This window comes from Nostoc sp., assembly GCF_036916985.1.
Lineage (GTDB): Bacteria > Cyanobacteriota > Cyanobacteriia > Cyanobacteriales > Nostocaceae > Nostoc.
This window is the reverse complement of the sequence record NZ_JBALFD010000027.1, coordinates 237,721-251,423: the sequence shown is the minus strand read 5'-3', so window position 1 is coordinate 251,423 and position 13,703 is coordinate 237,721. Positions and strand designations below refer to the sequence as shown.

Genomic DNA, 13,703 nt, shown 5'->3' with positions numbered 1-13,703 from the left:
TACATACGTCAGTCATCAGAATTAAGTTGGTATTCTGTACAAGTGGCCAATAGCGCATTGATAGAGTATTGATTATCATTGATTTTGAAGCGTTTCTGTTATATCGAACTCAGGTGATACGACTTTTCTCGTTTCTCGTTCCCAGTCTCCGACTGAGAATGCCATCCTAAAGGCTCCGCCTCTGTTGCCAGCAACAGCATTTCCAGCCTCCGGCTGGAAACGAGATTTGAAGAGGGTTTTAGCTTAAGTTGACACCAATGAGCGAGGCGTAGCGTCTCCGGCTTTGCTTCTGAATTCTTCTTCATCTTCCCACTTCAGCTAGGAGACGAGATCCAAATACTCCCGTTGAAAAAGATATCCCATCTTGACGAAAGGTAATTCTTTAGTGCGTTGTTATACGCAATACTAAGATATTCTTGCTTTCTTCGCCAAGATTGTCATGGTTCCATTCGATGAACAGCTACGCCGCTTAGTTACAGAAGCCTGTGGACACAAACCTGGAAGCCCTCAGCGTCAGAAGTTGCTCACGCAAATTATTCGCTTGACAGCAAGTAGACTCTGGAGAGAAACTACTCCCTACTATCAAGATGCACTACAACAAACTTGGTTGTATTTCTGTCGGAATGTTTGTGAAGGTTTGACAGGTCAAATCTACGATCCCAATTATGGCAGTGTCATTACTTGGCTGAATGCCTACCTCAGAAGGAGACTACAAGACTTTTACCTTAACCAGAACCGGGAACAAGCCACAACAGTCCCTCAGAGAATTCGTCAGTCTACATCAAGTGGAATAAGTGAAGCCATTGATCCTATAGATAACCTCCCGGCTAGTCCCCAAGCACCTCCAATTCTGGAAGATTTGGAGATGTGGGCGCAGACAGATTCTAATGGAGAACTGCGCGGTATTTACATTAAAGGGCGTCCAGATGTGAATTGTCAGGTGTTAATTCTCAAACGCTTACCCCCAGAAGTTAGCTGGAGAGAATTATCTGAAGAATTTGGGCTGTCAATTCCCACATTAAGCAGTTTTTATCAACGCCAATGTCTACCGCGTTTGCGTAAATTCGCAGAATTGGAGGGATTATTATGATGGGTGATGAGTGTTGTTAGCAGTAGCGGAGTGCTGAGTAAGAAGTAGTACTGTTGAATCTTTCCATTTTCAGCCGAGAAACTCACTCTTTGGTGATAAATAAGATTGTGGAAGCTCAGGGGTAGGTGAGAGAGAGGAATGATACCATTACTCTGGTAGCCCAAGCACCTATAGTTCATCCTGTACGCTCCTGGTTATCATCTACCTCTTGTCGTGGTTATGGCTAAAACAACTAGGATTTTTGGCGCTAATTCTGTAAAAGCTAAAAGGCAAAAGGGGCTGGGACGTAGCGTGTTTTTCCTATGTTGCAGGATTTTTTACCCCTTCAGAGTTGGCCAATCACTCATTTTGGAAACCCAAAAAACTGCACTGGCTCACTTTTTATCTTTGCCTTTTTACTTCCTGATTGCTTTGCTATGCATTATCGGTTCACCGGTGCTAGCAAAAGTTCCTAGTTCAATCAATTCATCATCGCAACTGTCAATTAACAGGCTGATATCGCTAGCTGTCACCACCGATCCCGCTTCATTATTACAACAGGGCAAAGTTTTATACAGTGCTGGTAACTTTGCGAAAGCTGTAGAAGTATTGCAAGAAGCTGTCCAAGCATATAAACAGCAAGGGGATAATCTCAAACTAGCAGTGACACTGAGTAATCTTTCCTTAGCTTATCAGCAACTCGGTGCATGGAATCAAGCGCAGCAGGCAATTAAAGAGAGCTTAGATTTGCTGAAAGGACAGGATAAAAACCAAAATTTGCAAATATTTGCCCAATCATTAGATATTCAAGGCCGTCTACAACTGGCAATGGGACAGTCCGAGGCAGCTTTAGCAACTTGGCAGCAGACGGAAGAAATTTACAAGCAAGCAGAGAATCAAAGTGGTGTGGTGCGATCGCTAATCAATCAAGCACAGGCGTGGCGCACCCAAGGATTTTACCCCCGCGCCGTCAAAACACTCGATCTGGTTAGTCAGACATTAAAATCTCAACCAGATTCTATAGAAAAAACAGTGAGTTTGCGATCGCTCGGTGATGCCCTTTTGGTATTGGGTGATCTCAAAAAGTCACGCCAAGCACTAGAAGAAAGTTTGAGAATTGCTCAAAATCTGCAATCTGGCGCTGATATTGGGGCTAGTCTGTTCAGCTTAGGGAATAATGCCCGTAAACAACAGGAAAAACAACAAGCGATCGCCTATTATCAACAAACAGTCGCAGCATCTCCCTCACCTCTGACAAAAATTCAAGCGCAATTAAATCAACTGGGACTACTAATTGAAGACCAACAATGGGCAAAGGTTCAAAGTCTCTTGCCGTTGATTGAGTCCCAACTTGACCAACTTCCCCTCAGCCGTGCGAGTATTTATGCTCATGTTAACTATTCACAAAGTTTAGCAAAAGTCAAGAGTGGTGTATTGCAAGCATCTAGAAATAATTATTACTCAGGAATCAGCACCAAAGACTCAGCAAAGTTACTCGCTAGTGCCATCCAGCAATCCCGCAGTTTAGGGGATAAACGGGCAGAGGCTTATGCTTTGAAGAGTTTAGGCGGCTTGTATGAAGAAACCAGACAGTGGTCAGAGGCGCAAGACCTGACCCGGCAAGGGTTAGCTTTGGTGCAGAGTAGCAATGCACCAGAAATTACCTATAGCTTGGAATGGCAGTTAGGTAGATTGCTGTGGGCAACCAAAGATATTAATGGTGCGATCGCCGCTTATGATGCGGCTGTAGAAACTCTCCAGTCTCTCCGCAGAGATTTAGTAGTGAATAAAGATGTCGTGAACCAGGATATACAATTCAACTTCCGGGACAGTGTAGAACCCGTCTACCGCCAGTCAGTAGAATTATTGCTACAATCCCAACAGGGAAAACCAAATGAAAAAATCTTAGAGAAAGCACGCGATCGCATTGAAGCACTCCAACTAGCAGAATTAGACGACTTCTTCCAAGAAGCTTGTCTGCAAGGACAAAAAGTAGCCCTAGATGAACTGGTAGACCAAAATAATTCCAAGGCTGCCATCCTTTATCCAATTATTCTTCGTGACGAACTCCAGGTAATTGTCAAAATTCCCAAACAATCTCTGCAAAGCCACAGTACCAAGATTTCCCAAGCAGAAGTAGAGAAACTCTTAGTAGAACTGCGAAGAAATCTTGTCAATCCCACTGCGACTAAGATTGTCCAAACTCAATCGCAAGAAGTTTACAACTGGCTGCTGAAACCCATTGAGTTACAACTGCAAAAGAGTGGCGTCGATACCCTAGTATTTGTCCTAGATGGCCCATTACGCAACTTACCAATGGCAGCACTCTACGATGGTCAACAATACTTAGTAGAGAAATATGCGATCGCTCTCAGCGTAGGTTTGCAACTCCTAGATCCGAAACCGCTAGTAAAACAGCAACTCAGAGCGCTAACAGCAGGACTGACTCAGCCACCGCCAGGATTTACCAAATTTGCACCATTGCTTGCGATTAAATCTGAGTTTGATGGCATTACTAAAGCCGGAGTTGCGACAACCAGCCTCATGGATGGAAATTTTAAGAAAAAGAATTTAGAAAGTGAAATTAGTGCTGCTTCATTCAACATAGTGCATTTGGCAACCCACGGTCAGTTTAGTTCTCGCCTTGAAGACACTTTCATTTTAGATTTCGATGGTCAGATCAATGTCAAAGATTTTGATACTCTCTTCCGCAGTCAGGGTAAAACCATCGTAGAACTATTAGTTTTGAGTGCTTGTCAGACAGCAGCAGGAGACAGTCGTGCATCACTCGGTCTAGCAGGAGCCGCTGTACGAGCCGGGGCACGTAGTACCATAGCTTCCCTATGGCAAATTGATGATGAATCAACAGCGATGTTTGTGAGTGCCTTCTATCGAGAACTCAAGAGTGGCAAAATCACCAAAGCCGAAGCAGTCCACCGTGCCCAGCTACAACTGTTGAAACATCCCAACTATCATGCACCAAGCTTTTGGTCTGCCTATGTGTTGATTGGGAATTGGTTGTAATTTTGTGGCATAAATTTAGTGAATGCAGCTGATATGTAACATAGCAGCATTGATCACTCAAGATTGACTTATGAATAACTCCACCTATCAGCTAGACGATTTCGCTTTAACATTGCCGATTTCCCAAAGAGCTCGCATAACTGCCCAGCAATTTGCTAACCAGCAGCCAAACCCTGAAAAAGCAGAGCAAGTCCGGTTGAATACTCTAGCTGTATGGGTGGTAAATGACTACTTGCAGATGATGGATATTCCAACTGATCTTCAAGCTAGTGACAGCTGGAACCCCATCATGCGCTTTTGTGGAAATGTTGCTGACTTAGATGTACCCTCAATTGGTCGTCTGGAGTGTCGCCCCGTCCATCTACATCAGCAAATATGTTCTATTCCTCCAGAAACTTGGGAAGAACGAGTAGGTTATTTAGTAGTTCAATTTGATGAATTGCTCCAAGAAGCGAGGCTGCTTGGTTTTATCCCTAGTGTCGCAACTGAAACACTGCCTTTAGCGCAACTGCAACCATTGGAAGCCTTTATCGATCATCTATGGCAACTGCGTCAATCTCCAGTTAATTCACTAGTGAATTTGAGTCAGTGGTTTGCTGGTGTATTTGAGACTGGCTGGCAAACTATTGAATCCCTGTGGAACATACCAGAACTCAGACCAACTTATGCATTTCGCAGTATTGAAACTTTGGAACTAGAGACCATTAATCGACCAGAATCAACTACTAAACGGGCAAAACTGATTGATTTGGGTATCCAAATTCTTAACCAACCAGTCATGTTAATTGTGGAAATTAGCTCCGAAAAAGATCAACAAACTAGTATTCATCTCCAATTGCACGCCACTGGCAATCAAATCTATTTGCCACTAGGAGTTCATCTCACTGTTCTAGATAGTTCGGGAGCAGTATTTCTAGACGCTCAATCTAGAAGATCGGACAATTACATTCAGTTGCAGTTCCGTGGTGAACCCACAGAGCAATTTAGCGTTAGGGTAGCCTTGGATAATACTAGCATTACCGAATATTTCCGAATTTGAATTGTGTAGCTATCTTACCTCCTTGTCAGTAATTTCTTAAGTGGTAATTGGTTAATTAAAAACTAAAAATTCAAGCTGGCTTTTGGGGATTTTGAGAAAAGTCTGTAGATGCTTGTGGAGCTTGTTATGAGACATTAGAACAGGGCGTGATCTTGCATAGGGAGATAACGAGGGTCATGGGTAAGTTAGTAGTGATGAAATTCGGAGAGGGTAGTTTTGAGCAGGGATTTGCTGTCACTCTCCAAATTGGTGAAGAACACGAGCGTGCTGCAACAGAAATTACAGGGAAGCTACCTTCATTTCCTGAAATGCCGCTCTATTATAGTCATTGGCAGTCTAGTTATCGGCAAATAGGCAATCGTTATCGCCTTCATGCTGACAAAATGCAGGTAACTAATGTATCGATGATTCAAGACTGCGAAAACACTTCTCATATTTTGCGGGCACGCTTTAATACCTGGCTGCGAGCGGAAGAGTTTCGCCCTTTGAGAGAAAAATGGTTAGAAAGATTGTCGTCTACGGACGAAGTACGGGTAATTTTGCAAACAGAAAATAGCCAATTACAGCTATTACCCTGGCATCTGTGGGACTTGTTAGAACGCTACCCCAAGGCTGAAATTGCCCTTTCTTCACCATCTTACGATCGCATTCACAAGCTACGCACTCCCAATAAATCAGTCAACATTTTGGCAATTGTGGGCAACAGTAAGGGGATTGACACCCAAGCCGATCAAGCTTTACTGCAACAGTGTAGTAATGCAGAAGTCAGTTTTTTAGTAGAACCGCCGCGTAAAGAATTAACTGATCATCTCTGGGGGAAAAACTGGGATATTCTCTTCTTTGCTGGACATAGTTCTAGTAATAAAAATGGAGAAAGCGGACGAATTTATCTGAATAAAACTGATAGTCTGACCATTGGCGAGTTAAAGTATGCTCTTAAGAAAGCCATTGAAAACGGCTTGCAATTAGCTATATTCAACTCCTGTGATGGATTGGGTTTGGCGCGAGAATTGGCTGATTTGCAAATTCCTCAAATAATTGTCATGCGCGAACCTGTCCCAGACCAGGTTGCCAAGGAGTTTTTAAAGTATTTTCTCGAAGGCTTTGCAGGTGGTGAGTCTTTATATCAAGCGGTACGCCAAGCGCGAGAACGCTTGCAAGGACTTGAGGATCGATTTCCTTGTGCGACTTGGCTACCAGTGATTTGCCAAAATCCAGCCCAGATGCCACCTACTTGGGATGAATTAAGGTCTGTAAAAACTGAAGAAGATAAACCGAATTTACCTTTGCCTACCAAACGCAGATTTCGGACAATTTTGTTACCCAGTTTGGCAATTACAGTCTTGGTTTGTGGGATGAGATGGTTGGGATTTTTAGAAAATCAAGAGATTCAAACCTTTGACTTAATGATGCGATCGCGCCCTGCGGAAGGTATCGATTCCCGACTGTTGATAATCACAATTGACGATGACGATCTGGCAATTCAAAGACAAAATAACGAATCCTTGATCGGAGCATCGATTTCCGAAAAATCTCTTAATAAACTCCTGGCAAAACTGAATCAATACCAACCCCGTGCGATCGGCTTAGATATCTACCGTGATTTTTCTGCCAAAGAACCAGATTTAATTACTCGTCTCCAACAAACTCAAAACTTGATTGGTGTATGCAAGGGGAGTGATAGCACAGGAAATATCAAAGGCATTAAGCCACCCCCAGAAATCCCCCCGGAAAATTTGGGATTCAGTGACTTTATTCACGATCGCGATGGCGTGATTCGTCGGCAACTTCTGTTTATGAATCAGGAGACAACATCCTTGTGTTCTGCTCCTTATGCCTTCAGTTTACAACTAGCCTCCCTCTATCTGCACCCTTTAGGAATTCAAACAAAGTTCACCCCAGAAGGGAATTTACAGCTGGGTAAAACTATTTTTCCGAATCTGAAGCCTCATACTGGCGGCTATCAAAATATTGATGCTAATGGTGGTCAAATCTTACTCAACTATCGTTCATCAAAAGAGATAGCCGAACAGGTGAAGCTAACGCAATTTTTATCTAGTCCAATTAACCCCAGCGCCATTAAAGACCGAATTGTTCTCATTGGTGTAGTGGCAAAGGGGGATTCTCCAGATACCTGGCCAACACCCTATGGCGTTCCTTTAGATGAGCAAATGCCAGGAGTGTTAGTACAAGCTCACATGGTCAGCCAGATCCTCAGTGCAGTCCAGGATGGGCGGCCGTTATTGCAGGCTTGGTCATTCTGGCTTGAAGTGGTCTGGATTTGGGGCTGGTCTTTAGTGGGGGGAGTTTTAGCTTGGCGCAGGTTTTCATTACCCTGGTTGGCGTTGGCAATTGGTGTTACTTCTAGCGTTTTGTATGTAGTTTGCTTTGGTCTGTTAATTTCAGGTGCTTGGGTGCCGTTTGTCCCGTCAGCTTTATCACTAGTAGCTATGGGAGGATTGATGTCAATTTATAATTCAAAAACAGATCAGGAGGGGAATAGGGAATAGGGAATACGGAGAATAACTAATGCCCAATTTAAAATCTAAAATCTAAAATCGTATAAGCGAAGGTTTTTATGAATTCAAATGCACAACCACCAATAAAACTGTTTTTAGTAGTAGCTTTTAGCTGTACAAGTTTACTAGTTAGCTTGATTCCAGTACTGGCTAAACCAACCCCAACCCTGGCTCAAGCCACAACCTTGAATCAACCTCCAATTCCATCTGGCCCGGCTCCTGGTGGTCGGGTTCGTGGTGGAGCGAAACGCGGGGGGCCTGGATGTAAAATTACCAAACTTGACCTGACTGCTTTAGTACCTTTTACTCAGGAAGCTAACTCAGTAGTTAATGTCTGGGGACAAACAACAGTAGAACACCCAAGTTGGTTTTTCTATGTGCCATATACCAAAGATTTGCCTTATGCAGTTGAATTTGTACTGCAAGAATATCCTGACTCTAAGGATTCTAAAGAGATTTACCGAAAAGCGATCGCTCTACCAGATAAAGCAGGAGTCATCCGCGTTTCTTTGCCTACGAATACTCCGGCTTTAGCAGTAGACAAACAATACCGCTGGTTTTTTACCATTAACTGTGACAAAGAAAAGAATTCGCCCCCGACTTACGTTGAAGGGGTAATAAAACGAGTTAACCTGAGTGAAGCAACAGTCAAAGAACTAGAAACCACAGAACCTCGAAAGCGCTATGCAATCTATGCCCAAAAAGGAATATGGTACGAGGCACTGACGACATTGGCGGAACTGCGTCAAAAAAATCCTCAAGATGCGGCACTGCAAGCAGAGTGGTTAAATTTACTAGGCAGCATCCGCTTAGATGATGTTGCAGCAGAACCTATTCTTCCAGTAACACCTTAAATTCAGAAAAAATTTTCAGTTAAGAATTATTTGTAAACATGTTGATGTAGAGACTTTGCATTGCAGAGTCTTTACAGAGGCAATACGGTTCAGTTAAGCCTTTTTTCTCGCCCTGCTTCCTCTGCTTCCTCTGCCTCCCCTGCCTGCCTTAACAGATAAATTTCCTTAACTGAACGTGAATTCGATTGCTCATATAATATCTACCCAATTTGCTCAATCAAAAAACCTCTAAGAAGGTTTTACTACCCAAAACCGTCCCTCTCCGAGTCGGAGAGGGACAGACTTGAACTTTAGTTCAAGGCAGGGAGAGGTTCGTCGAACTCACGTTAACTGAACTGTATTGTCTACAGAGGTGTTGTTTAGTTTGCAGCCGCACTTACTAAACCATTGTGCCTCAGCAAAGCGATCGTACTTGGTTCACGACCCCGGAAAGTTTTAAACACTTCCATTGGATGCTTGCTACCACCTAAGGCCAGCACCGTATCTCGATAACGTCCACCTGTCGCTTTTACAGCTTCCTCATCTTCTAGCCCAGCTTCTTCAAAAGCGGCAAAAGCATCAGCGCTCAGTACCTCAGCCCACTTGTAACTGTAGTAACCCGCTGCATAGCCACCCTCAAAAATATGCCCGAAAGCACATAACATTGAGTCTTCTGGAAGTGGTGGTAAGATGGTAGTAGTTTTAGCTATGCGATGACGCACATCTGCCGGAGTTTCATCGCTACCAGAACGATAACGGTAATGTAATTCTAAATCAATACTGCTAAAGTGAATTTGCCGCAACATCGCAGTACCACTCATATAATTACGCGCCGCTAGCAGCTTTTGATAATAATGTTCCGGTAGAGCTTCTCCAGTTTCGTAATGTTTAGCCATGCCAAACAAAGTAGGTCGCTCATAACACCAGTTTTCCATAAACTGACTAGGTAGTTCCACTGCATCCCATTCCACGTTATTGATGCCTGCGGCTCCAACATAATCAACCTTGGTGAGCATGTGCTGCAATCCATGACCAAACTCGTGGAACAAAGTTTCTACTTCATAGAAAGTCATTAAACTCGGCTTGCCGTCTACTGGAGGAGTTTGGTTACATATCAAATAAGTCACAGGCAACCGAACACTAGATGCACCATTATCATTGATTTTGGCACGATTGATGCATACATCCATCCAAGCACCACCACGCTTTTCTGCTGGACGGCTGTAGGGGTCTAAATAGAAGTAGGCTATAGGAGAACCGGTTTCATCAGCAATTTGGAAATAACGGACATCCTCATGCCACACTGGGGCTTGACCATCAGCTGGGGTTACTGTAACACCAAACAGCCGCTTCACAAGTCCAAACAAGCCATCTAGCACTTGAGGAAGGGGAAAGTAGGGACGCAATTCTTCAGCAGTAAAAGCAAATTTTGCTTCTCGTTGGCGTTCTGCCCAAAAGCTGATATCCCAGTGTTTTAAATCTTGAGATTCTTCTCCATAAGATGCAGCAAAAGCTTGGAGTTCTTTTAAATCTTTGACAGCAGCATCATAACTAGCCTGACGTAGTTCTTCTAATAGTGCTTCCACTGCTTCAACATTAGGAGCCATTTTACTGGCAAGGCTCAACTGGGCAAAACTCTGAAAGCCAAGTAAATCTGCGAGTTCTTGCCGTAACTCCAAAATCCGCACAATTAACGGATTATTATCTAAATCGCCACTAGAAGCGCGAGTGATATGAGCTTTGTAGAGCTTTTCACGCAAATCTCGACGGGTGCTGTGCTGCATGAAAGGGCCGAAACTGGGGAAGTCTAAAGTAATGCGCCAAGGGCCATTTTCTGGTGTGGCCTTTTCTTCTCCCGCCGCCCGTGCAGCTTGGGCAGCTAAACTTACCAAACTTGGTGGTAAACCGTCAATTTCCGCTTTTGTTGTTAGGGTTAAGCTAAAGGCTTTTGTGGCATCAAGTACATGATTAGAGAATTTGGTCGAAAGTTCTGCTAACTCCATCTGAATGGCGTTGAAACGATCTCTTGCTTCTCCTTGTAAGCCAACACCAGAAAGCTCTGCATCTCGAATGGCAGCTTCAACAATCCGCTGTTGGGCTAATTCTAAAGTTGCCCAACTATCACTGCTACGGAGTGCTTTAAAAGCATTGTAGATGGGTTGGCTTTGACCGAGCTTGTTGATAAATTGTACGACTAGTGGCTGTACAATTTCATGAGCTTCGCGCAGTTCCGGGCTATTTTTAACACCCATTAAATGATTTACCGTCCCCCAACTCCAGGTAAGCCGTTCTGTCAGCTTTTCTAAGGGTTCTACTAAACCACTCCAAGTAGGCTCTACATTAGCCTCTAAGGTGGCAAGGTGCTGGTCAAGTTCTGCCAACAACTGATTGAAGGCTGGTACTACTCGTTCTGGTTTAATCTCTGCAAATAGAGGTAAACCATTGCCTTGGAGTAAGGGATTATGGGAAATAATGGTACTTGCACTCATGATTTTGTGTGAACTGCGAACGAACAAAAATCAACAATGATTTTTATTTATATATCTTCTAATGTAACGATCACTGTGCTATTTAGTATTGCAATTCTGATAAAAAGGCAAAAAAAGCGAGAATTACTCACAAAAGTATCCCAATATAGCTATTTTGTTTGGTCTTTGAACAATAAGTTGGGGGATTGGGGATTGGGGATTGGGTATGGTTATTCTCCCTCATCTTAGGGTATCGACTGCGAGGTGAGGTGTATGAGCCAATTACAGATAGTCGATGTGAACCTTTGCAGCTACGTTTGCAAATAGAGGGGCAACTAATTGGTTTTTATCGAGAAGACACTGGAGAAAAGTTGCTGATTCCAGAGGAGTTGGCAGAGGCGCTGAAACAGGAAAGATTGGCGAGAGAACAAGCCCAAGAGCAAGTAATACAAGCAGAATTGCAGGTGGAAAGGTTGAAGGAACATTTGCGTAGACGCGAAGCGGCTTGTCGTTAGACATCGCTTGGCGTTAATCCTGATAGTATCTAGCGTACATTTGCGATCGCCTTTGGCGGATGCTTCGCACCATCGCAAGAGTGATTTACCTACTTAGTGCTGAGTACTTTCGCACGATGGTAAAAGCCCTGCCCCTCTCTGCGAGACGCTGCGCGAAGGTGGGTGGTCTTTTAACTCTAAACCGAGGAACCGACTAAACGCCCCGCTACATCTAACAAAACTCAGCACTCTTCATCTAACTCAACCTGACTAAAGGCGATGCCTATGGCGGGCTACGCCTACGCGAAAAGATATCATAATGTACTATGTCAAACAGATAGCTCATCCGCGAGTATGGGCGTTATCGTGAAGGACTAGGTTTCAGTCCAGGAATTATACGCTTTCAAGGCGTGAGAGTAGTTCAATTAACTGAGTGCGATCGAGCGTCCTTGCCAAACAGAGAAAGAATACTCTATATTGTTCCACATTTATGATATTATTTGGCAACTCATGTTTTTACTCGTAAAATCGAAGACAAGATCAAGGTCAGTAGAAAAGAGTCCCTAAATTAATGAGTACGTTAATCAGTCATGATGGAAGAGCTATCACTAAATATCAGGTGGTAGACCGGATCAACGATATCGCTTGGCAAGCTCACCAAGGTAGCGTTGCTGCGATTATTCAGCTATTGAACGAAAAGCTAGCCAAGTCTGGTGTCAGAACTAGAGCGATTTTTTCTGATGGTGTCTTACAAATTCTGTGTGAAGCGGCTAGGTTAGAGCAACTGGAGCAATCTCCCCTTGTAGAACAAATTCACCAAATTCTTGAATCCATCGCCCCGCGTCACATTCGCCGAGTTAATATCAACAGTCGGATTGTTCGGGAACAACAATTACTGTGGTTAAAGGAAATAGATAGCGATCGCGAAAACCAATTGCTTTGGTCACAGGAAATTACACTAATTCAGCCTAATATTATAAAGCAATTAATTAAAGATTTCACAGAAGCTCAAGCCGAACTAGGAAAACCAAATTATCCTAAAACTCAAGTCTCTCGTCCTTTAGTACTCATTAACAAAGAAAAATACAAAAATAAACCTAACACAAAAATATTAGCGGCAGCTGGTTTATGCTCACTGTTGTTGCTCAGTTGGGTTGTTTATGCCCAGTTAGGTAATAAACTGAAAAACCTCATACAACTAGAAACTTCCAAATCTTTAACTACAGAAAATACTAACGATAGGAAAGCCCAAACACCATCCCGCGCTCCTAACAATAGCTTTTCTGAGCCATCTGACGATCCATTTCAAATATCTGTGCGAATTGCCAACCAAGCTTCTGCATCTGGGAAAACAGCTACAACCTCAACTCAGTGGTTAGAGATCGCTGCTAAATGGCAACGGGCTTCGGATTTAATGAGTACGGTACCACAAACCCACACTCGCTATCAAGAAGCTAAGATTCGTACTCAACTATATAAGAAATATAGTGAAGCGGCGCAGAAAGAAGCCGATAAGAGCAAATCTTAGTTTCTTGTTATTAGAAAACTAAGATTACTAATTAGTATTCCAGCAGTGGGGAATAGATTATTTATTTTACTTCTCGTACTTCACCTAAGCGCGTAAAACGAATTTCAATGCGTCGCCGCTTCGGTTCTGGCTGACGCTTTTCTTGTGGAATGGGAGCAAATTCCCCACTTGGTAATATTAATTGTGCTGCCGAATAGGCGCGAAATTGAACTCCTGGCATCTTATTTTGTTGCTGGATTTTCAGCAATTCTTTAACCACTGCAAGAGAACGCATCAATCCTAAATCAGCGTTAGAACCTGCTTTAAGTGTACTAACTGAACCCCCTGAACTAGCTGCTGTCTCTAAACTCGAGTCTAGATTACTACTGATAATGCCAATCGGTTGTTCATCAGTATGCCCAATTATTTCAACTGTATTAATATTATAAGATTTTGTGGTTTTTTCTATATCAGGTACGAGTTTATTTGTGATGAAATCTAACATTGTCGTTGGAATTACTGCACTACCTGGATCAAATCTCGAATTTTCATCTTTAATTAACAAAATTGGCGGTGTCCCTGGATTAGATATTTGCGATATCGTATAGTTAGTGCTGGCTATTAATAATAATAGTAGTAAGATCATAAAGGCATTGGACATTAAATCTGTAAAAGCAGGCCAAATATTTAAATCTTCTTTGTAGTCATTATGTCGTGAACGACGAGTCATAATTTAATATTATATTTCAA

Annotated in this window: 9 protein-coding genes and 1 pseudogene; 7 read left to right on the top strand and 3 right to left on the bottom strand. The window is 43.0% G+C overall.

Translation table 11 applies throughout. From position 1 onward, the window contains the following. Nucleotides 1-98 precede the first annotated feature (98 nt). Nucleotides 99-305, bottom strand: a complete 207-nt coding sequence (locus V7L07_RS11285; RefSeq protein WP_335057759.1) for a hypothetical protein — start codon at nucleotides 303-305, stop codon at nucleotides 99-101. Between the two features lie 134 nt (nucleotides 306-439). On the opposite strand from V7L07_RS11285, the gene V7L07_RS11280 reads away from it, so the two are divergent. The 5 genes from V7L07_RS11280 (at nucleotide 440) to V7L07_RS11260 (ending at nucleotide 8,505) form a co-directional block, all read left to right on the top strand. Further along, a complete protein-coding gene (locus tag V7L07_RS11280) occupies nucleotides 440-1,090 on the top strand; it encodes a sigma-70 family RNA polymerase sigma factor (RefSeq protein WP_335057757.1) in 651 nt (216 codons plus the stop codon). 213 nt (nucleotides 1,091-1,303) lie between these two features. Then, a complete protein-coding gene (locus V7L07_RS11275; RefSeq protein WP_442936043.1) occupies nucleotides 1,304-4,093 on the top strand; it encodes a CHAT domain-containing protein in 2,790 nt (929 codons plus the stop codon). 70 nt (nucleotides 4,094-4,163) lie between these two features. Further along, nucleotides 4,164-5,132, top strand: a complete 969-nt coding sequence (locus V7L07_RS11270; RefSeq protein WP_335057753.1) for a DUF1822 family protein — start codon at nucleotides 4,164-4,166, stop codon at nucleotides 5,130-5,132. 176 nt (nucleotides 5,133-5,308) lie between these two features. Next, nucleotides 5,309-7,642 carry a CHASE2 domain-containing protein gene (locus tag V7L07_RS11265; protein WP_335057751.1) on the top strand — a complete coding sequence of 778 codons (2,334 nt, stop codon included), beginning with the start codon at nucleotides 5,309-5,311 and terminating at the stop codon, nucleotides 7,640-7,642. 68 nt (nucleotides 7,643-7,710) lie between these two features. Beyond that, complete coding sequence (locus tag V7L07_RS11260) at nucleotides 7,711-8,505, top strand: DUF928 domain-containing protein (RefSeq protein WP_335057749.1); 795 nt, start codon at nucleotides 7,711-7,713, stop codon at nucleotides 8,503-8,505. 359 nt (nucleotides 8,506-8,864) lie between these two features. On the opposite strand, the gene V7L07_RS11255 is transcribed toward V7L07_RS11260, so the two are convergent. Continuing rightward, complete coding sequence (locus V7L07_RS11255) at nucleotides 8,865-10,973, bottom strand: M3 family metallopeptidase (protein ID WP_335057747.1); 2,109 nt, start codon at nucleotides 10,971-10,973, stop codon at nucleotides 8,865-8,867. 206 nt (nucleotides 10,974-11,179) lie between these two features. On the opposite strand from V7L07_RS11255, the pseudogene V7L07_RS11250 reads away from it, so the two are divergent. Both V7L07_RS11250 and V7L07_RS11245 read left to right on the top strand, forming a co-directional pair. Continuing rightward, a pseudogene (locus tag V7L07_RS11250) lies at nucleotides 11,180-11,467 on the top strand (Uma2 family endonuclease); the annotation flags it as partial. Nucleotides 11,468-12,017: 550 nt separating this feature from the next. Continuing rightward, complete coding sequence (locus V7L07_RS11245; protein ID WP_335057745.1) at nucleotides 12,018-12,974, top strand: hypothetical protein; 957 nt, start codon at nucleotides 12,018-12,020, stop codon at nucleotides 12,972-12,974. Between the two features lie 61 nt (nucleotides 12,975-13,035). On the opposite strand, the gene V7L07_RS11240 is transcribed toward V7L07_RS11245, so the two are convergent. Beyond that, nucleotides 13,036-13,683, bottom strand: coding sequence for a flagellar motor protein (locus V7L07_RS11240; protein ID WP_335057743.1), 648 nt, complete (start codon nucleotides 13,681-13,683; stop codon nucleotides 13,036-13,038). Nucleotides 13,684-13,703 lie beyond the last annotated feature (20 nt).